This window comes from Pseudomonas sp. BCA17, assembly GCF_004519405.1.
GTDB lineage: Bacteria > Pseudomonadota > Gammaproteobacteria > Pseudomonadales > Pseudomonadaceae > Aquipseudomonas.
This window is the reverse complement of record NZ_SGWI01000001.1, coordinates 1,516,260-1,533,256: the sequence shown is the minus strand read 5'-3', so window position 1 is coordinate 1,533,256 and position 16,997 is coordinate 1,516,260. Positions and strand designations below refer to the sequence as shown.

General features: G+C 61.0%; 17 protein-coding genes. 7 read left to right on the top strand and 10 right to left on the bottom strand.

The window, feature by feature from the left end:
* Positions 1-26 precede the first annotated feature (26 nt).
* The 5 genes from EXW71_RS07065 to yegS all read left to right on the top strand — a co-directional run bounded on the left by EXW71_RS07065 (position 27) and on the right by yegS (position 4,687).
* Positions 27-815, top strand: a complete 789-nt coding sequence (locus tag EXW71_RS07065) for a ParA family protein (protein WP_123717526.1) — start codon at positions 27-29, stop codon at positions 813-815.
* A complete protein-coding gene (locus EXW71_RS07060; protein WP_134656880.1) occupies positions 815-1,618 on the top strand; it encodes a CheW domain-containing protein in 804 nt (267 codons plus the stop codon). The genes EXW71_RS07065 and EXW71_RS07060 overlap by 1 nt, the downstream gene beginning before the upstream one ends.
* 80 nt (positions 1,619-1,698) lie before the next feature.
* On the top strand, positions 1,699-2,181 hold the full coding sequence (locus EXW71_RS07055) for a chemotaxis protein CheW (protein WP_010564003.1): 483 nt from the start codon (positions 1,699-1,701) through the stop codon (positions 2,179-2,181).
* On the top strand, positions 2,182-2,574 hold the full coding sequence (locus EXW71_RS07050; protein WP_123717528.1) for a DUF2802 domain-containing protein: 393 nt from the start codon (positions 2,182-2,184) through the stop codon (positions 2,572-2,574).
* A 1,192-nt stretch (positions 2,575-3,766) separates the two neighbouring features.
* Positions 3,767-4,687: a lipid kinase YegS gene (yegS, locus tag EXW71_RS07040; RefSeq protein ID WP_134656879.1), complete on the top strand. Its 921-nt coding sequence runs from the start codon at positions 3,767-3,769 to the stop codon at positions 4,685-4,687.
* Here yegS and EXW71_RS07035 read toward each other — a convergent pair.
* The 3 genes from EXW71_RS07035 to EXW71_RS07025 all read right to left on the bottom strand — a co-directional run bounded on the left by EXW71_RS07035 (position 4,646) and on the right by EXW71_RS07025 (position 7,013).
* Positions 4,646-5,305, bottom strand: a complete 660-nt coding sequence (locus tag EXW71_RS07035) for a response regulator transcription factor (RefSeq protein WP_134656878.1) — start codon at positions 5,303-5,305, stop codon at positions 4,646-4,648. The genes yegS and EXW71_RS07035 overlap by 42 nt on opposite strands.
* A complete protein-coding gene (locus EXW71_RS07030) occupies positions 5,302-6,195 on the bottom strand; it encodes a sensor histidine kinase (RefSeq protein ID WP_134657867.1) in 894 nt (297 codons plus the stop codon). The genes EXW71_RS07035 and EXW71_RS07030 overlap by 4 nt, the downstream gene beginning before the upstream one ends.
* Positions 6,196-6,563: 368 nt before the next feature.
* Positions 6,564-7,013, bottom strand: a complete 450-nt coding sequence (locus EXW71_RS07025) for a hypothetical protein (RefSeq protein ID WP_177421564.1) — start codon at positions 7,011-7,013, stop codon at positions 6,564-6,566.
* 555 nt (positions 7,014-7,568) lie between these two features.
* On the opposite strand from EXW71_RS07025, the gene EXW71_RS07020 reads away from it, so the two are divergent.
* Both EXW71_RS07020 and EXW71_RS07015 read left to right on the top strand, forming a co-directional pair.
* Positions 7,569-8,498 (top strand): chemotaxis protein CheV, encoded by a 930-nt coding sequence (locus EXW71_RS07020; protein ID WP_123717531.1) that lies wholly within the window; start codon positions 7,569-7,571, stop codon positions 8,496-8,498.
* A 98-nt stretch (positions 8,499-8,596) separates the two neighbouring features.
* Positions 8,597-9,403, top strand: a complete 807-nt coding sequence (locus EXW71_RS07015; protein ID WP_134656877.1) for an MOSC domain-containing protein — start codon at positions 8,597-8,599, stop codon at positions 9,401-9,403.
* A 49-nt stretch (positions 9,404-9,452) separates the two neighbouring features.
* Here EXW71_RS07015 and EXW71_RS07010 read toward each other — a convergent pair whose 3' ends face one another.
* The 7 genes from EXW71_RS07010 to EXW71_RS06980 all read right to left on the bottom strand — a co-directional run bounded on the left by EXW71_RS07010 (position 9,453) and on the right by EXW71_RS06980 (position 16,994).
* A complete protein-coding gene (locus EXW71_RS07010) occupies positions 9,453-9,737 on the bottom strand; it encodes a pyrimidine/purine nucleoside phosphorylase (RefSeq protein ID WP_134656876.1) in 285 nt (94 codons plus the stop codon).
* 63 nt (positions 9,738-9,800) lie between these two features.
* Positions 9,801-10,343, bottom strand: a complete 543-nt coding sequence (locus EXW71_RS07005; protein WP_134656875.1) for an exonuclease domain-containing protein — start codon at positions 10,341-10,343, stop codon at positions 9,801-9,803.
* Positions 10,344-10,631: 288 nt separating this feature from the next.
* Positions 10,632-12,527: an acetyl/propionyl/methylcrotonyl-CoA carboxylase subunit alpha gene (locus EXW71_RS07000; RefSeq protein ID WP_134656874.1), complete on the bottom strand. Its 1,896-nt coding sequence runs from the start codon at positions 12,525-12,527 to the stop codon at positions 10,632-10,634.
* A gap of 42 nt (positions 12,528-12,569) precedes the next feature.
* Entirely contained in the window at positions 12,570-13,331 is a 762-nt protein-coding gene (locus tag EXW71_RS06995) for an enoyl-CoA hydratase/isomerase family protein (protein WP_134656873.1), read from the bottom strand.
* On the bottom strand, positions 13,328-14,485 hold the full coding sequence (gene atuD / locus EXW71_RS06990; protein WP_134656872.1) for a citronellyl-CoA dehydrogenase: 1,158 nt from the start codon (positions 14,483-14,485) through the stop codon (positions 13,328-13,330). The genes EXW71_RS06995 and atuD overlap by 4 nt, the downstream gene beginning before the upstream one ends.
* 16 nt (positions 14,486-14,501) lie before the next feature.
* A complete protein-coding gene (locus EXW71_RS06985) occupies positions 14,502-16,118 on the bottom strand; it encodes an acyl-CoA carboxylase subunit beta (protein ID WP_134656871.1) in 1,617 nt (538 codons plus the stop codon).
* Positions 16,119-16,121: 3 nt separating this feature from the next.
* Positions 16,122-16,994, bottom strand: coding sequence for an SDR family oxidoreductase (locus EXW71_RS06980; protein WP_134656870.1), 873 nt, complete (start codon positions 16,992-16,994; stop codon positions 16,122-16,124).
* Positions 16,995-16,997: the final 3 nt, after the last annotated feature.

The following is a 16,997-nucleotide window of genomic DNA, read 5'->3' as shown; positions in this document are numbered from 1 at the left end:
TGTGCCCACCGGGAGGAACCAACCGAATGAGAGTCTGGGCAGTTGCCAATCAAAAAGGTGGAGTCGGCAAGACCACCACCTCCATCGCCTTAGCCGGCTTGCTGGCCGAGGCGGGCAAGCGTGTGGTCGTGGTCGACCTCGACCCCCATGGTTCCATGACCAGCTATTTCGGCTACGATCCGGATGCGCTGGAGCACAGCTGTTACGACCTGTTCCTGCACAAGGGCAGCGTACCCAGCGACTTGCCCGGGCAATTGCTGCTGCCCACCAGCAATGAAAGCATCTCTCTGCTGCCGTCCAGCACCGCACTGGCCACCCTTGAGCGCCAGTCGCCGGGGCAGAGCGGTCTAGGCTTGGTGATCGCCAAGACCCTGGCGCAACTGTGGCAGGACTTCGATTACGCCATCATCGACAGCCCACCGTTGCTTGGCGTGCTGATGGTCAACGCCTTGGCGGCCAGCCAGCAACTGGTGATCCCGGTGCAGACCGAGCACTTGGCAGTCAAAGGCCTGGAGCGCATGGTCAGCACTCTGGCGATGATCAACCGTTCGCGTAAACAGGCGCTGCCGTTCTGCATTGTGCCGACCTTGTTCGATCGCCGTACCCAGGCGTCTCTCGGCACCTTGCGTGTATTGCGTGACGCCTACCCGGACACCATCTGGAATGGCTACATCCCGGTGGACACGCGCCTGCGTGACGCCAGCCGCGCGGGGCTGACACCTTCGCAGTTCGATGGCAAAAGCCGCGGCGTGCTGTCTTATCGCGCGTTGCTCAAGCATCTGCTGTCCCAGCAGCTTGTGGCGCAGGTGGCTTGATGACCCGTCCCGTCAAACTCAAGACCCGGCCGCAACTGGCGCTGGAATCCTACCTGGATGCCTTGCTGCAGGATGCGACCGCGCAAGAATTGCCGGAGCCGGTTCTGGAACTTGAACCGGTCATAGCAGTGGACAGTGCGCTGGATGAATTCCAGTTGGCCGTATTGGAAGAGCAGGCGCGTGATGCCCATGTGGTCGTCGCCCCTGTTGCGGTGCCGATCGTGGCACCGGTCGCGCTGGCCGTGGTCGAGCCAGTAGTGGTTGAGCCCATTGCGGACGTGCACCTGCCCCCAAGCATCACACCGCCGCCGGAAACCGGTGATGGCCGCCCATCCTGGGCCGCCGAGCCATTTGAATGCCTGTTATTCGATGTCGCCGGGCTGACCCTCGCGGTGCCGCTGGTTTGCCTGGGTTCGATCTATTCTTTGGAAGGCCAGGAACTGACGCCGCTGTTCGGGCAACCGGAGTGGTTCCTCGGCATCCTGCCCAGCCAGGCCGGTAACCTGAAAGTCCTGGATACCGCTCGTTGGGTGATGCCCGACCGCTACCGCGACGATTTCCGCCAGGGCTTGCAGTACGTGATCTCGGTGCAGGGTTATGAATGGGGGCTGGCGGTGCATCAAGTCAGCCGCTCATTGCGCCTGGACCCGAACGAAATCAAATGGCGCAGCCACCGTGGCCAAAGGCCTTGGCTGGCAGGCACCGTGATCGAGCATATGTGCGCGTTGCTCGACGTCGCCGAACTGGCCGAGTTGATCGCCAGCGGCGCCGTGAAGTTGATGGCGCAGAACCAACGCAGTTGATTGAACAATAAGGCCCGCATGCGAATGCGGTCAGCGAAGCATACACGCCGGGTAAAGCGGCATTTGAAGGGGTCCGAAGAATGAACAAGTCAGCGTCCGCACAAGGTTTGGATGATCCAATCCTGCAATGGGTAACCTTCAAACTGGACAACGAGTCCTATGGCATCAACGTCATGCGCGTGCAGGAAGTGCTGCGCTACACCGAGATCGCCCCGGTGCCGGGTGCGCCGAGTTACGTGCTGGGTATCATCAACCTGCGCGGCAACGTGGTGACGGTGATCGACACCCGCCAGCGTTTCGGCCTGGTACCGACCGAAGTCAACGACAACACCCGCATCGTGATCATCGAAGCCGACAAGCAAGTGGTCGGGATCATGGTCGACAGCGTGGCTGAAGTGGTTTACCTGCGCCAATCGGAAGTGGAAACCGCGCCGAACGTGGGCAACGAAGAATCCGCCAAGTTTATCCAGGGTGTGTGCAACAAGAACGGCGAACTGCTGATTCTGGTTGAGCTGGACAAGATGATGAGCGAAGAAGAGTGGTCGGAACTGGAGAGCATCTGATTGTTCTTTGAGGCGGCGGTGATAGTCCTGGCCCTGTTGTGGGCCGGGACTCTGACTTTTCTGCTGCGCTACATGCGCCAGCAACGGGAATTGGCCCAGCAGCAGGCTGAGCGCGATGCTGTGCGTGACCGACGCATCATCGATCTGGTCAAGCGTGTTGACCACTTCCAGAAAAGTGCGGTGAAGGTGGGGGATGAGGTGCATGAATTGCGCGCGATCCTCGGGCCGTTGCCGGACAAGCTGGCGCAGATTGAACAGCGTGACCCGACAAGCCTGTCGTTTGCTCAGGCGGCGAAGTTGGTGGGCATGGGGGCTACGGTGGATGAGCTGACGCAGTCGTGTGGGTTGACCCAGGCTGAGGCGCAGTTGATGAGTAAGTTGCACAAGGGCTGATTTTCGGGGTTGTGTGTATATCCGTTTCTTCGGTAATGGCGGCTGGCGGTTCCGCTCTTACAGCGGGTCACTTTTTGAAGAGCGCAAAAAGTAACCAAAAACGCTTTGCCCCAACACTCGGCACCTCGCCCAGGCTCGGTGTACCCGAACCCAGGCTTTGGAGCGTGGGCCGCCGCAATGGGCCATCCCTGGCCCAGTGCGGCTAACCCGGCGTCCTGCCGGGTTACCCACGCTCCAAAACCTGCGTTCGGCCAGCGTGTTTGACGGGGCGCCCCAGATCAAAAGCCAGAGCGCGGCGGCCTTAGAGCCGACCGGGGTTTTGACCGATGTACTCGGTTATAAATGGGGCAGGGCGCCAGTGGAGCTATTTGACTGTCCCCTCCCACAATCTGGTCTCATCAGTCTGCTCTTGATCTGCTCTTGATCTGCTCTTGATCTGCTCTTGATCTGCTCTTGATCTGCTCTTGATCTGCTCTTGATCTGGCTCTTGATCTGGCTTTTGATCTTGATCTTGGGCGCCCCGTTAAACCACGCTGGCCGAACGCAGGCTTGAATCCGTGGGTAACCCGGCAGGACGCCGGGTTAGCCGTCCTGGGCCAGGGATGGCCCATGACGGCGGCCCACGGATTCAAGCCGGAGTGAGGGCACACCGAGCCTGAGCGAGGTGCCGAGTGGTGGGGCAAGAGCCCTTTGGTTACTTTGGGGCTTTTCCAAAGTGACCCGCCGTAAGGGCGGAACCCTAAGCCGTCGTTACCGCAGCAATGGATATGTACTCATTGCACTCCAACATCCTGGTCGGCTCAACGGGGGCGAACCCCGTCGCGGAGGGCCAGTTGAATAGTCGCCGGCTTCCGAGCCGTCACGGGAGCAAGCTCCCTCGCCACAGGTTCATGGCCACACCAAAGTTGTGTAGCGCAGGCAAGCCAGCTCCCACAGAAAGCAAAAGCTGCAGCACAGCATGGCTGTCTACACACATCACGATGCGAAGCGAGCCGCTTTTGATCTTGATCTCAGGCGCCCCAAATCAATGTCGGATTGCGGGCACACCGAGCCTGGGCGAGGTGCCGAGTGCTGGGGCAAGTCCAATGTACTCGATAAACCGGCCAATTAATTTCCACCCCCCAATGACTTTTTCCCCCCGACCCAATGTCCACATCCTTCAGGAACCCTCAACCCCCGGAGTCACCCACCCATGACCACCCCTAAAGCACTATTGATCCTCCACGGCAAACAAGCTCTGAACGAGGACGTGCGCGCCGCCGTACAGGCCCGGCGCGAGCAGGGTGGAGAATTGGCCGTGCGGGTCACATGGGAAGGCGGCGACGCCCAACGCCTGGTCAACGAAGCCCTCACCGACGGCTACACCCACATCATCGCCGGCGGTGGCGATGGCACCCTGCGTGACGTCGCCGAAGCCATGGCCCTGGCCAAGACCGACGCCAGCCTGGTCCTGATGCCCCTCGGCACCGCCAACGACTTTGCCCGCGCCGCCGGCGTGCCGCTGGAACCCGCCCAAGCGTTGGCACTGCTGGACGTGCCACCGCGGGCGATCGACCTCGGCGAGGTCGGCGGGCAAATCTTCCTCAACATGGCCACCGGCGGCTTCGGCAGCCAGGTCACCGCCAATACCTCGGAAGACCTGAAAAAAGTCCTCGGCGGCGCCGCCTACCTGTTCACCGGTTTGACGCGATTCAGCGAATTGAAGGCGGCGTATGGTGAGCTGGAAGGCCCCGGTTTTCACTGGAAAGGCGATTTGCTTGCGCTCGGTATCGGCAACGGCCGCCAAGCGGGCGGTGGGCATGTGCTGTGCCCTGGCGCGTTGGCCGATGATGGCTTGCTGGATATCAGCATCCTGCCGGCGCCCCAGGAGGTGGTCGGCACCTTGCTCACCCTGATGAGCGACGGCTGGGGCCTGGATAACATGTTTGTGCGGGCACGCTTGCCCTGGGTCGAGATCAAGGTGGCCGAGGGGTTGTATATCAACCTGGACGGCGAACCGCTGCAGGGCGACGACCTGCGTTTCAGTGCGTTGCCCAAGGCCTTGCGCGTGCACTTGCCGACGGGTTCGCCCCTAGTCGTCCAGGCTGATGATCTGCTCGCGCACGGCGAATAGCACCAGGCCGGCGACGTCGTAGATCTGCAGGCGTTTCATAATCTGCGAGCGATGGGCTTCCACGGTCTTGATGCTCAAGCCCAGGCCCAGGGCGATTTCCCGGGTGGATTTACCGCGCACGATCAGGCGCAGGATCTCCAGCTGGCGCGCCGTGAGGGTGTGGTTGTGGGCGACGGGCGAGGCCGGCCCCTGGCTGCGGATCAATGCCTGGTTGATCACGGTGTGGGCAATGGCGGGGCTCAGGTAGCGCTCATTGTTGCGCAGGGCCTGCAGGGCGTGTTCCAGCTCGTTGGTCGTGGTGTCCTTGAGCAGGTAGCCATGGGCGCCGGACTCCAGCGCACGCATGATCAGCTCGGGGTCGGTGTGCATCGACAGGATCAACACTTTGCTCTTGGGGTAGGCCGCCTTGAGTTGCTGCAAAGCGTCCAGGCCACCGGTGTGTTTCATCGACAGGTCCAGCAGCACGATATCCGGCTGCTGGGTGCTGAATGCCTCCAGTAGTTGCGCACCATCGTTGGCTTCGCCAATCACGGTGTAGCCGGGGATATCCAGGATCAGCGCGCGCACGCCGGCCCGGATCAGGGCATGGTCATCCACCAGAAGTAATTTGCAAGTCACTCAACAGCCTTAGGGGCGCTGGCCCGTTCGAGGGCGCGGGGCGCCCAGGGGAAAAGTGCATCGATCCGCGTGCCTTTGCCGGGCCGGCTGCTGACGGACAAGGAGCCTCCCAGTTGATCGATCCGTTCGGACATGCCGGCCATACCCCGCTGGCCTTCCAGGCCCGGGTTGGGCGCCGGTGAAAAGCCCTGGCCGTCATCACAGATCATCAGCGACAAGCCTTCGGGGAGTCGTTGCAGGCGCACCAGCAGGTTCTGCGCCTGGGCATGGCGAAGCATGTTGGTCACCGCTTCCTGGGTGATGCGAAAGGCGGCCACGGCCATTTCCTCGGGGATGCCGGTCAACCGTTGCTGGCATTCCAGGCTCCAGTGAACCGGGGTGTTTTCCAGGGTCTTGAGCAGGTGCGCGCGCAGGCTGGCTTCCAGCCCCAGGCTGGCCAACTGGCGTGGATTGAGGATCGCCGAAACATCGCGCACTTTGGCCAGGGTTTCATTCAAGGTATTGCACAGCACCGCACATTGGCTTTGCAGGTCGTCCGGCAGTCGGCGCTTGAGCCATTCGCTTTGCAGTTTGGCGGCGGTCAGCAACTGGCCAATATCATCATGCAAGTCGCGGCTGAGCCGGTGACGTTCGTTTTCCTGGACTTGCAGCAAGCGGTCGGCCAGCTCCTGGGGCTGGAGCTTGATGGATTTGCGCGAGTTCCACTGCCACACACCCACCACGATCAAGGTGGTCAGGTTTAGCAACAGGATCGATAAAGGCAGCGGCACACGGCCGATATAGGCCCACAGGCTGACCAACGATGAGCACAGGCACAAGGCAAGGACCAGGCGGTGGGCATTGCTGCGGGACACGGACCTTGTGATGAGTGACTTGAGGCTGGCGTACATAGCGGATGGAGCCAATGAAGGTTCGGTGCGGGAAGGCCGGTCATGGCGGCTGACAGGCCCTTGTTTGGAATACGGTGCCGAATCGTTTGTAGACATGATGAAGTTGAGCCACTTCGAGCGGGGCATAGTACCACCACTGTTATCGTCGGTCGCCTGGCGCCTTGCTCGGCAGGCTTATTAACCAGGCAAACATTCCAGGTGATAAGCCCAGAGTGCAAAGTGAGTGAGTAGTTGTACTAATAGAGTTGGTTTGTAACGTTATTGCATACATGGCTAAGTGACATATCTGTCGCGCAAGATCGTCTCGAGCGACTAACAAAAGGGTCGTTTTTAGATAACTAACGTATTAAATACGACCTGATCATTGCTCAAACCCTGTGGTGCAGTCGTTGTTGCGGCTTATTGCCGAAGTCTTTCTGTGGGATTTGCAGGGTGACCGTCGCGATCAATGTTGTTTGTTCGCTTTCATCCAGCGTCAGTTCGCCGGTGCGCGTGTCGATCAATTCCAATTGCCAGGCCAGCAACGTCAGGCAGTCATGCAGGGCGTCCAGGGCCTGATCATGCAATTGCATGGGGTTCACGGCGTTGGCGATCAGGTATTGGATATGCCTGGAGAATTCACTGATTGCCTGCAGTGCCAGGCCTTCGGCTTTTTCCGCCAGCTTGGCGAGGCTGGCTTTCATGCAGTCGATGGCATCGCTGTCGTTGCGAATCAAATGCAGGTGGCTCAAGCACTCTTCCGATTTGGCCAGAAGCATTTCGGCTTCCAGCAGGAATTCGGGAAGTGCAGTTTGCCATTCGTTTGCGCTATTCATCATGTAAGTCTCCACAACATAAGGTCGGGTGATGAGATGTCGCACCGGGTGAATGGCGTAAAACTACCGCTGAAATATGACTGGGATCTGTAGGTCGGTTCTGAGATTTCAGTAGGACCGTTATTGAATTGACCACGAAAGCCGCGCGTGACCCGCGTTGTCCGGGGCAATTGCACAACGTTAGTTGCCGCCAACAGAGTGCCTGGAAGACCCGTGGGGTTTGGGCTTGGTGTGGCAAACAAAAGCCTGACTCCATTCATGCAATGAGAATGGCGTCACATTAATGGCTATTAGATATCGCGAATATCAGGTTGGACCTGATTGCGTATAGGGGAATCCCTTACGCAGCGGAACCCCGCGCCGATTTGGATGTCGCGCGGCGTTGCGGCAAGGCGCATGAAGGCGCGATTCAGTAAAGCATGATGTCAGTGTGACATCAACTGATTTACATGGCATTTTACGGGGGGGTCAAGGTCTGGCGTTTGCCGCCGATAACTAGACTTAACTGAGCTGCATACTCTCTCAGCGTGAATCAAGCGCGCACATCAGGAGCTTTTAATGGCCGGCATTCTCGACACGGTAGATCAACGCACGCAACTGGTGGGTGAGAATCGCCTGGAGATTCTCATGTTTCGCCTGGCCGGGCGGCAGTTGTTCGCGATCAATGTGTTCAAGGTGCAGGAAGTCCTGCAACTGCCCAAGTTGACCCTGATGCCCCAGCGCCATCCATTCGTGTGCGGCGTGGTCAACCTGCGTGGCCAGACGCTGCCGGTGATCGACCTATCCCAGGCCATCGGCATGCGCCCGCTGGTGCCGGGGCCCAACAGCACCATAATCGTCACCGAGTACAACCGCTCGGTGCAGGCGTTCCTGGTGGGCGGCGTGGACCGCATCGTCAACATGAACTGGGAAGCCATCCTGCCTCCGCCGACCAGCGCCGGGCGCCAGCATTACCTCACCGCCATCAGCAAGGTCGATGATCAGTTGGTGGAGATCATCGACGTGGAAAAAGTCCTCGCTGAGATCGTGCCGTACAACGCCAAGGTTTCCCGTGAAAAACTCGAAGACCCGGTGCTGGAACGCGCCCGTGGCCGCGAAGTACTGCTGGTGGATGACTCCAACGTAGCCCTTTCGCAACTGCGCGACACCCTTGGGCAGCTCGGGGTGAAGATGCACATCGCCAGCGACGGGCTCAAGGCACTGAATATGCTCAAGGCGTGGGCCGACAGCGGTCAGGTGATGACCGACAAGCTGCTGATGATCTTCACCGACGCCGAAATGCCCGAGATGGACGGCTACCGCCTGACCACCGAGATCCGCAACGACCCACGCTTGCGCGGGCTCTACGTGGTGCTGCACACCTCGTTGTCGGGCAGCTTCAACGAGTCGATGGTCAAGAAGGTCGGCTGCGACAACTTCCTGTCCAAGTTCCAGCCGGACAAACTGGTGGATGTGGTGCGCCAACGTTTGATGCTGGATGCGCAGTGAGCGGGGCAGGCCCGTTGACCATAAACAAAGCCATGGTTTTTGATTCCGTGGCCTTGCTCGTATAGGGTGGCGCTCTATCCCCCCAGGAAAGCAGGCCCATGCTTCGTCTCAGCGCGTTGTACCGTTACCCTTTGAAGTCCGGCAAGGCCGAGGTCTTGCAGCAGATCGGCCTGGATAAACTGGGGTTGGCAGGGGACCGACGCTGGATGCTGGTGGACGAAGCCAGCGGGCGTTTCCTGACGCAGCGGGCGGTGGCGAAGATGAGCCAGTTATCGGCGCTGTGGAATGCTGCCGGTGGCTTGACCCTCAGCACCCCAGGCGTTGCGCCGCTTGCGGTGGCTTTGCCCGGCAATGACGCCGAGTTGCGTGGCGTGACCCTCTGGCGCGACACCTTGCGCGTGCCGGATGCCGGGGATGAGGCGGCGGCCTGGGTCAGCGAGTTTATCGGCAAGCCCACGCGGCTGGTGCAGATGCCGCTGGCGCGGGCACGTACCACCGAGGCTGGTTTCGGCAAGGATGACGACCAAGTGGCCTTTGCCGACGGCTACCCGCTGTTGTTGATCGGCCAGGCGTCGCTGGACGATCTTTCGCAACACGTTGGCCGCCCGATGGAGATGCTGCGTTTTCGCCCCAACCTGGTGATCGAAGGAGGCGAAGCCTTCGCAGAGGACGGATGGAAGCGCCTGCGTATTGGCGACGTCGAGTTTCGCGTGGTCAAGCCGTGCTCACGCTGCATTCTGACCACGATCGACCCCGCAACCGGCGAGCGTAGTGCTGACCGCGAGCCTTTCGCCACGCTCGACTCCTATCGCAAGACGGAGAACGGTGCGATGTTCGGCCAGAACCTGGTCAACGACGGCATTGGCCACCTCGAGGTGGGCATGCCGGTCATGATCCTGGAATAAAAAATGCCCGTCTCCTGCGAGACGGGCATTTTTTTGACGGGCAGAAAAATCAGCCGCGGTATTCGCACAGGTAAGCGGTGTCCACCGCCACCTTCAGCTGGAACTTGCTGTTGGCCGGTACGTTGAACCGGCTGCCGGCGGCGAAGGTTTCCCAATCGCCGGCGTCCGGCAGTTTGACCGTCAGGGCGCCGGATACCACGTGCATGATTTCGCTCTGGGCGGTGCCGAATTCGTATTCACCCGGGGCCATCACGCCGATAGTCGCCGGACCTTCTGCGGTGCCGAAAGCGATCGACTTGACGGTGCCGTCGAAGTACTCATTGACTTTAAACATGGGTGAATCCTCGGAAAAGGGTCTGGAAAGGTCGGCCAGTATGCCCAAGCCCGGAGGAGCTGCCTAGACCGGTAAAATCAACGGCAGCAGGCGTGCGGTGTTGCGCGCATCTTCCAGCGCGCGATGCTGCTGGCCATGGAACTGCATCCCCGCCAATTGCAGGGCACCATTGAGCCCCAGCGGCTTGTCCAGGCGCCGCGCCTTGGCGAAGCGTTGCTTGAGGTTGATATGGGGCGTTTGCGCCAGGGCGCTGGTCAGGTCATGGCGCTGCCATTCCAGTTCCAGCTGCACACGATCGTAATCCCCCCAACTGGCCCAGCTTTCCAGACGTGCTTGATGCTGGCCCAGCCAGCGTTCGAACAGCGACCACACTTCGGTGAACGGGGCGGCAGCGTCGATGTTGGCCTGGGTGATATGGGTCAACTGGCGGCAGAAGGGCGTCAGCAATGGGCGACGCAGCGGCCGCACAAAGCGCTGGAAATGATCCAGTTCGCGGCCCTGGCGGTTGACCAGGCTTGCGCCGATCTCGGTGACTTCCATTTCCGTCACGGGCCAGCCGCCTTCATCCGTTGTGGCTTCAAGGTCAATAATCAGCCAATGAGGCATCGCGCAGGTTCCCGTACTCTTCGTTTCCTGATGGGGATAGAGCGTAGCGTGACCTTGTAGTTCCGCGCTGCTTTTTCATTGAGTCCCAAGGCTAGTGCCAGTCAGTCAAAGGAGTAAGGCTAAAAAGTAACCTGTGGCGAGGGAGCTTGCTCCCGTTGGGCCGTGAAGCGGCCCCGCTCTTTGTGTTTACAAAGCCGGGACTGCTGCGCAGTCCAACGGGAGCAAGCTCCCTCGCCACACATACAGTGTTCACCCTTAGCTGACTGGCATTAAGTCCCAGGGCTGCTTCTACTCGATCTCCAGCAGAACCTGGCGATTGCGCACCTGATCGCCAGCAACGACCTGCAGGCCCTTGATCACACCGTCGATGCCGGCCGTGAGTGGATGCTCCATTTTCATGGCTTCGAGCACCAGCAGCAGTTGGCCTTTGCTGACGGTTTCGCCAACGCTCACACGTATGTCGACAATGGCACCGTCCATTGGCGCCTTGACGGTACCGCTGCTGGCACCGGCTTGGCGGCTGGCGACTTGCTGGGTGCAGTTGGTGATGGTAAGGCCCGGCAGCCACAACCGGTTGCCATTGAGGTGGTAGGCGATACGTCGGCGGATGCCATTGAATTCCAGGGTGGCATGCTGGCCGTCGGTGGTGACGTGCAGGGACGTGGTACTGACGTCATGGATTTCTCCGTTGACCTCCAGGCGGCACGCCCAAGGCGCGGTGGCAGTGCCATGTGCATTATTACTCCACCCCGCCAGTCCAGGTGAGTGCGCGATGGCGCTGTGTTGATAAAACAGCGCGGCGGCCAGGGCGAGTTGTTCTTGCGACGCTGGCTGGGGCGGGATTTGGCTGAAATGCTCGGCGACAAAGCCGGTGCTGAAATCGCCCGCGATAAAGTCTGAATGTTTGAGCATATCGGCCAGCAACCGCTGGTTGGTGGTCACTCCCAGCAGCACGGTGTCCTCAACCGCACGCAGCAGTTTGCGTCGGGCTTCTTCGCGGGTGGCGCCGTGGGCGATGATCTTGCCGAGCATCGCGTCATAGAACGGGCTGATGCGCTGGCCCTGCAGTACGCCGTGGTCGATGCGCACACCGGCAGCCGGCTCCCAGCGCAGCACATCGCCGGTTTGCGGCAGAAAGCCCTGGGCCGGGTCTTCGGCGTACAGACGCACTTCCATGGCATGGCCGCTCAGGAGCACGTCGACCTGTTTCAGCGGCAGCGGTTCACCGGCGGCGATTTTCAACTGCCAGTCCACCAGGTCCAAGCCCGTGATCAGTTCAGTGACCGGGTGTTCCACTTGCAGGCGGGTGTTCATCTCGAGGAAGTAGAAACGGCCGTCGCGGTCGAGCAAAAACTCCACGGTGCCCGCACCGACGTAATTCACGGTGCCCCCGGCCTTGAGGGCGGCTTCACCCATGGCCTGGCGCAACTCGGGCGTCATGACGGGGCAGGGGGCTTCTTCGATGACTTTCTGATGGCGGCGCTGAATGGAGCAGTCGCGCTCGCCGAGGTAGATGAGGTTGCCATGACGGTCGCCGAACAGTTGGATCTCGACGTGACGCGGGTCGATCAGCGCTTGTTCGAGGATCAATTCATCGCTGCCAAACGCATTTTTTGCTTCGGAGCGTGCGGTGTGGAGATTTTCCAGCAGGGCGTCGGCATCGTGCACCAGGCGCATGCCGCGCCCGCCGCCGCCGCTGCTGGCTTTGATCATCAGGGGGTAGCCAATGCGGTTGGCCTCCTGCTGTAAGGTGGCGTCGTCTTGTCGGGTGCCTTGGTAACCCTTGATGCAGGGCACGCCGGCATCGAGCATGGCGAGTTTGGACAGGCGTTTGCTGCCCATCAGTTCGATGGCTTCGGGGCTTGGGCCGATAAAGGTCAGGCCTGCGTTGAGGCAGGCCTTGGCGAACGCGGCGTTTTCGGAGAGGAAGCCGTAGCCTGGGTGGATGGCGTCGGCGCCGGTTTTTTTGGCGGCATCGAGGATGGCCGGGATGTTCAGGTAGGACTGTTGTACCGGCGCAGGGCCGATGTTGACGGCTTCATCGGCCATTTGGACGTGCAGGGCCTGGGCGTCGGCGTCGCTGTAGACGGCCACGGTGCGGTAGCCCAGGGTTTGGGCGGTGCGTTGGATACGACAGGCGATTTCGCCGCGGTTGGCGATCAGGATTTTGCTGAATGGCGGCATTGAGTTATCCCTCGGCTGATGGGGTGTCTGCTCCCGATGGCGTCATTTGCACCACCCCGGCTTACGCTTTTGTACAAACGCCTGCGTTCCCTCAAGCCCTTCGACGCCGGTCGCCGCCTCAGCAAACCACTGCGCGCCCCGATCCAATACACGCTCAAGGGGCTCATCGACACTGGCCAGCAACAGCGCTTTTGTGCGTCCATTCGCCCCGGGCGCACACTTGAGCACCTGCTCCAACACCTCGTCCAAGCGCTGCGCCAGCGCCTGAGAGTCCGTCTCCACAAAATGCACGACCCCCAACCGCTCGGCCTCCACCCCGTCAAACCGTGCCGCCGTCAGCGCCAACCGTCGTGCCTGGGTCAGCCCGATCCGCTTCACCACAAACGGCGCAATCTGCGCCGGCAGCAGGCCCAGGCTGGTCTCCGGCAAACCGAACTGCGCCTGATGATCAGCCATCGCAATATCACTCACACACGCCAAGCCAAACCCACCGCCCAGCACTGCGCCTTGCAACACCACGATCACCACCTGCGGCACCGCTTCAACCTCCTGCAGCAGCGTGCCGAACGCTCGATTCAGCGCCTGTAATCGATCGCCGGCATGGATCATGTCCTTTACATCCGCACCGGCACAGAAATGCCCACCGGTCCCGCTGATCACCAGTGCGCGCACCTGGCTGTCCAACCCCGCCAGCACCGTGCGCAGTTCATTGACCATTTCCAGGCTCATGGCATTGCGGCATTCGGGGCGGTTGAGGGTGATGTGCAGCACGCCGTGATGGGCTTCGAGCAGCAGGGTGTTCATGGCTTTTTACCGGGCAAGGTGCCCATCAGTTTGCAGATGATGCCCAGCATGATTTCATCGGCACCGCCGCCGATCGACACCAGCCGCACGTCACGGTAGGCGCGGGCCACCGGGTTGTCCCACATGTAGCCCATGCCGCCCCAGTATTGCAGGCAACTGTCGCTGACTTCGCGGCCCAGCCGCCCGGCCTTGAGCTTGGCCATGGAGGCGAGGCGCGTCACGTCCTGGCCTTTGATGTATTGCTCGGTGGCCTGGTAGACCAGAGCACGCAGGCATTCGATTTCAGTGGCGAGTTCCGCCATGCGAAAGTGGATCACCTGGTTGTCGATCAGGGCCTTGCCGAACGTCTGGCGTTCCTTGCAGTACTCGATAGTGCTGTCGATGCAGTACTCCAGGCCCTTGATCATGTTGGCCGCGCCAAACAGGCGTTCTTCCTGGAATTGCAGCATCTGCATCATGAAACCCGCACCTTCTTGGCCGATGCGGTTGCGCTGGGGCACGCGCACGTCGTCGAAGAACACCTGGGCGGTCTCGGAACTGTGCATGCCGAGTTTTTCCAGCGGCGGGCTGACGCTGATGCCGGGCGTATTCATCGGCACCATGATCAGCGATTTGTTGATATGCGGTTTGTCGTCGGAGGTGTTGGCCAGCAGGCAGATAAAGTCGGCGCTGGGAGAGTTGGTGATCCACATTTTACTGCCGTTGATCACGTAATCGCCGCCGTCCTTGCGCGCATGGGTTTTCAACCCGGCCACATCGGACCCGGCGCCGGTTTCCGAGACGCCGATACAGCCCACTTGCTCGCCGCTGATGGCCGGGCGCAGGAATTCGTCGCGCAGTTCATCGCAGCCGAAGCGGGCGAGGGCCGGGGTGCACATGTCGGTTTGCACGCCTATGGACATGGGAATGCCGCCGCAACGAATGGTGCCGAATTCTTCGGCAGCGACAATCGAGTAGCTGTAGTCCAGGCCCATGCCGCCGAATTTCTCCGGCTTGGAAATGCCCAGCAGGCCGAGGTTGCCGGCCTTGCGGAAGATCTCGTGGATGGGAAAGCGCCCGGCTTTTTCCCATTCATCCACGTAAGGGTTGATCTCGCGGTCGACAAAAGCGCGGACGGTGCGGCGCAGTTCCTGGTGTTCCTGAGTGAGGATCATCGTGTTTGTTCTCCTGTTAGAAACGCGCTACACCAAAACTGTTGGGCTGCAACTGCCTGACCTCGGCTTCGTGGCAGATATCCAGCAGCAGCCCCAGCAACGTGCGCGTATCGCGGGGATCTATCAGCCCGTCATCCCACAGATTGGCGCTGCCATACAGTGCCGTGGATTGACTGTCGAGTTTCTGCGCGGTCACCTGTTCCAGCATGTCCAGCACCTTGGGGTCGGGCACCAGGCCGTCTTTCAATTGCTTGGCCTCGGTGACGATGCGCAGCACCTTGCCCGCTTGTGCGCCGCCCATCACTGCCGTGCGGCTGTTGGGCCAGGCGAAGATGAACCGCGGGTCCAGGCCGCGGCCGCACATGGCATAGTTGCCGGCGCCGTAGGAACCGCCGACCACAATCGTGAGCTTGGGCACCCGCGCAGAGGCCACCGCCTGAATCATCTTCGCGCCGTGCTTGATCACGCCTTGCTGTTCCGATTCGGTGCCGACCATGAAACCGGTGGTGTTGTGCAGAAACAGCAGCGGTGTGCGGCTCTGGTCGCACAGCTGGATAAACTGCGCCGCTTTGCTGGCACCCTTGGGCGTGATCGGGCCGTTATTGCCGATCACCCCAACGGCACGACCCTGGATGTGCAAGTGGCCGCAGACGGTGTGGGCATCGAACTCGCCCTTGAATTCCAGGAAAGCCGAACCGTCGGCCAGGCGCGCGAGGATTTCACGCACGTCGTAGGGCTTTTTCGGGTCATCGGGGATCAGTCCCAGCAGTTCGTCGATGGGATACAGCGGCTCTGTGTAAGGCCGTTTCGAGGCGGGCGGCAGACGATCATTCCACGGCAGCAGGTCGACGATTTCGCGCACGATACGCACGCCATCCGCATCATTTTCCGCCAGGTACTCTGCCGTGCCGGCGGTTTGCGCATGCATTTCGGCGCCACCTAATTGTTCATCGGTCGCCACTTCGCCGGTGGCGGCCTTGAGCAGCGGCGGCCCGGCCAGGAACAGCTTGGCTTTGCCGCGCACTACCACCACGTAATCCGACAGCCCCGGCTGATAGGCTCCGCCCGCCGTGGCCGAGCCGTGCACCACGGTGATCTGCGGCAAGCCCATGGCCGACATGCGCGCCTGGTTGGCAAAGCTGCGTGCCCCTTCGACAAAAATCTCGGCAGCGTAGTTGAGGTTTGCGCCGCCACTTTCCGCCAGGGTCACCACCGGCAGTTTGTTCTCCATGGCGATCTGTTGCAGGCGCAGGGACTTCTTCAGGCCCGTGGGGGAAATAGTCCCGCCCTTGATCGCGCTGTTATTGGCCACTACCAGCATGCGCACACCGCTGACGTAACCGATGCCGGCGATCAATCCGCCCCCGGCGGCGCTGCCGTCTTTGTCGTCGTGGAGTTTGTAGCCGGCCAGGCTGGCCAGTTCGAGAAACGGTGCGCCAGGGTCCAGCAGCAGGTTGAGGCGTTCGCGGGGCAGCAGTTGGTTGCGTTTGTCGAACTTGGGCTTGGCATCCTGTGCTTTGCTCAGCAGGTTCTGTTCCAGTTGGCGCAACTGCTGAAGACTCGTCAACATGGCTTCACGGTTTTGCGCGAATTGCGGGCTATGGATGTCGATCAGCGTTTCGATCACCGGCATGGTTTATTGCTCCGCCTTGAGCACATCGGGCACATACGCACGGTGAAAACCATTGAACGGCTCGCTGGGTGGCTGTGCCTTGTTCAGCGGCCAGGCTCGGCTGCCCAGGCTGGCGGCGCCGTCGATGCGTAACGTGCTGCCGCTGATAAAGGCGGCGGCGGGGCTGAGCAGGAACACAATGGCGGCGCTGACTTCCGACTCGGTGCCGATGCGCTTGAGCGGCACATGTTCGCGCAGCGTCGGGATCACCGCCTTGAACGCACCTTCGTAGGTGTCCATGCCGCTGGAAGCGATCCAGCCCGGCGCGACGGCATTGACCCGCACACCGGCGTAACCCCATTCGAACGCGGCGGTCTTGGTGAAGTTATCCATGCCCGAACGGGCCGCCCCGGAGTGGCCCATGCCGGGCATGCCACCCCACATGTCGGCAAGCATGTTGACGATGGCGCCGCCGTGCTTGCTCATGGATTGGTTGAACACTTCACGGGCCATCAGAAAGCCGCCGACCAGGTTGGTACGCAGTACGGTTTCAAAGCCTTTCTGGTTGATCGACGCCAGCGGCGCAGGGTACTGGCCGCCGGCGTTATTCACCAACCCGTGGATCGGGCCGTGCTCGCCGATGATCTGGCTGACCCGGGTTTTCACCGCCTCTTCATCGCGGATATCGCAAGCCAGCCAATGGGCGCTGCCGCCGTCTTCGGCAATTTCCGCCGCCACCGTCTGCAGTTTTTCCGGTTTGCGCCCAATGAGTATCACGTTGGCGCCCAGGGCCGCCAGTTCATGGGCGGTGCAACGACCTATGCCGCTGCCGCCTCCCGTGACTATGACGGTTTGCCCCTGGAAGAGGTCGGCTTTGAAGATCGAGTCGAAGGCCACGGC

Bases quoted from the DNA above. Each gene is read 5' to 3' on its own strand.
- EXW71_RS07060 (WP_134656880.1), top strand. From the start codon at position 815: ATGACCCGTCCCGTCAAACTCAAGACCCGGCCGCAACTGGCGCTGGAA.
- EXW71_RS06985 (WP_134656871.1), bottom strand. From the start codon at position 16,118: ATGCCGGTGATCGAAACGCTGATCGACATCCATAGCCCGCAATTCGCG.
- EXW71_RS07065 (WP_123717526.1), top strand. From the start codon at position 27: ATGAGAGTCTGGGCAGTTGCCAATCAAAAAGGTGGAGTCGGCAAGACC.
- yegS (WP_134656879.1), top strand. From the start codon at position 3,767: ATGACCACCCCTAAAGCACTATTGATCCTCCACGGCAAACAAGCTCTG.
- EXW71_RS07000 (WP_134656874.1), bottom strand. From the start codon at position 12,527: ATGCCGCCATTCAGCAAAATCCTGATCGCCAACCGCGGCGAAATCGCC.
- EXW71_RS06995 (WP_134656873.1), bottom strand. From the start codon at position 13,331: ATGAACACCCTGCTGCTCGAAGCCCATCACGGCGTGCTGCACATCACC.
- EXW71_RS07010 (WP_134656876.1), bottom strand. From the start codon at position 9,737: ATGTTTAAAGTCAATGAGTACTTCGACGGCACCGTCAAGTCGATCGCT.
- EXW71_RS07020 (WP_123717531.1), top strand. From the start codon at position 7,569: ATGGCCGGCATTCTCGACACGGTAGATCAACGCACGCAACTGGTGGGT.
- EXW71_RS07055 (WP_010564003.1), top strand. From the start codon at position 1,699: ATGAACAAGTCAGCGTCCGCACAAGGTTTGGATGATCCAATCCTGCAA.
- EXW71_RS07025 (WP_177421564.1), bottom strand. From the start codon at position 7,013: ATGATGAATAGCGCAAACGAATGGCAAACTGCACTTCCCGAATTCCTG.
- EXW71_RS07030 (WP_134657867.1), bottom strand. From the start codon at position 6,195: ATGTACGCCAGCCTCAAGTCACTCATCACAAGGTCCGTGTCCCGCAGC.
- atuD (WP_134656872.1), bottom strand. From the start codon at position 14,485: ATGATCCTCACTCAGGAACACCAGGAACTGCGCCGCACCGTCCGCGCT.
- EXW71_RS07015 (WP_134656877.1), top strand. From the start codon at position 8,597: ATGCTTCGTCTCAGCGCGTTGTACCGTTACCCTTTGAAGTCCGGCAAG.
- EXW71_RS07005 (WP_134656875.1), bottom strand. From the start codon at position 10,343: ATGCCTCATTGGCTGATTATTGACCTTGAAGCCACAACGGATGAAGGC.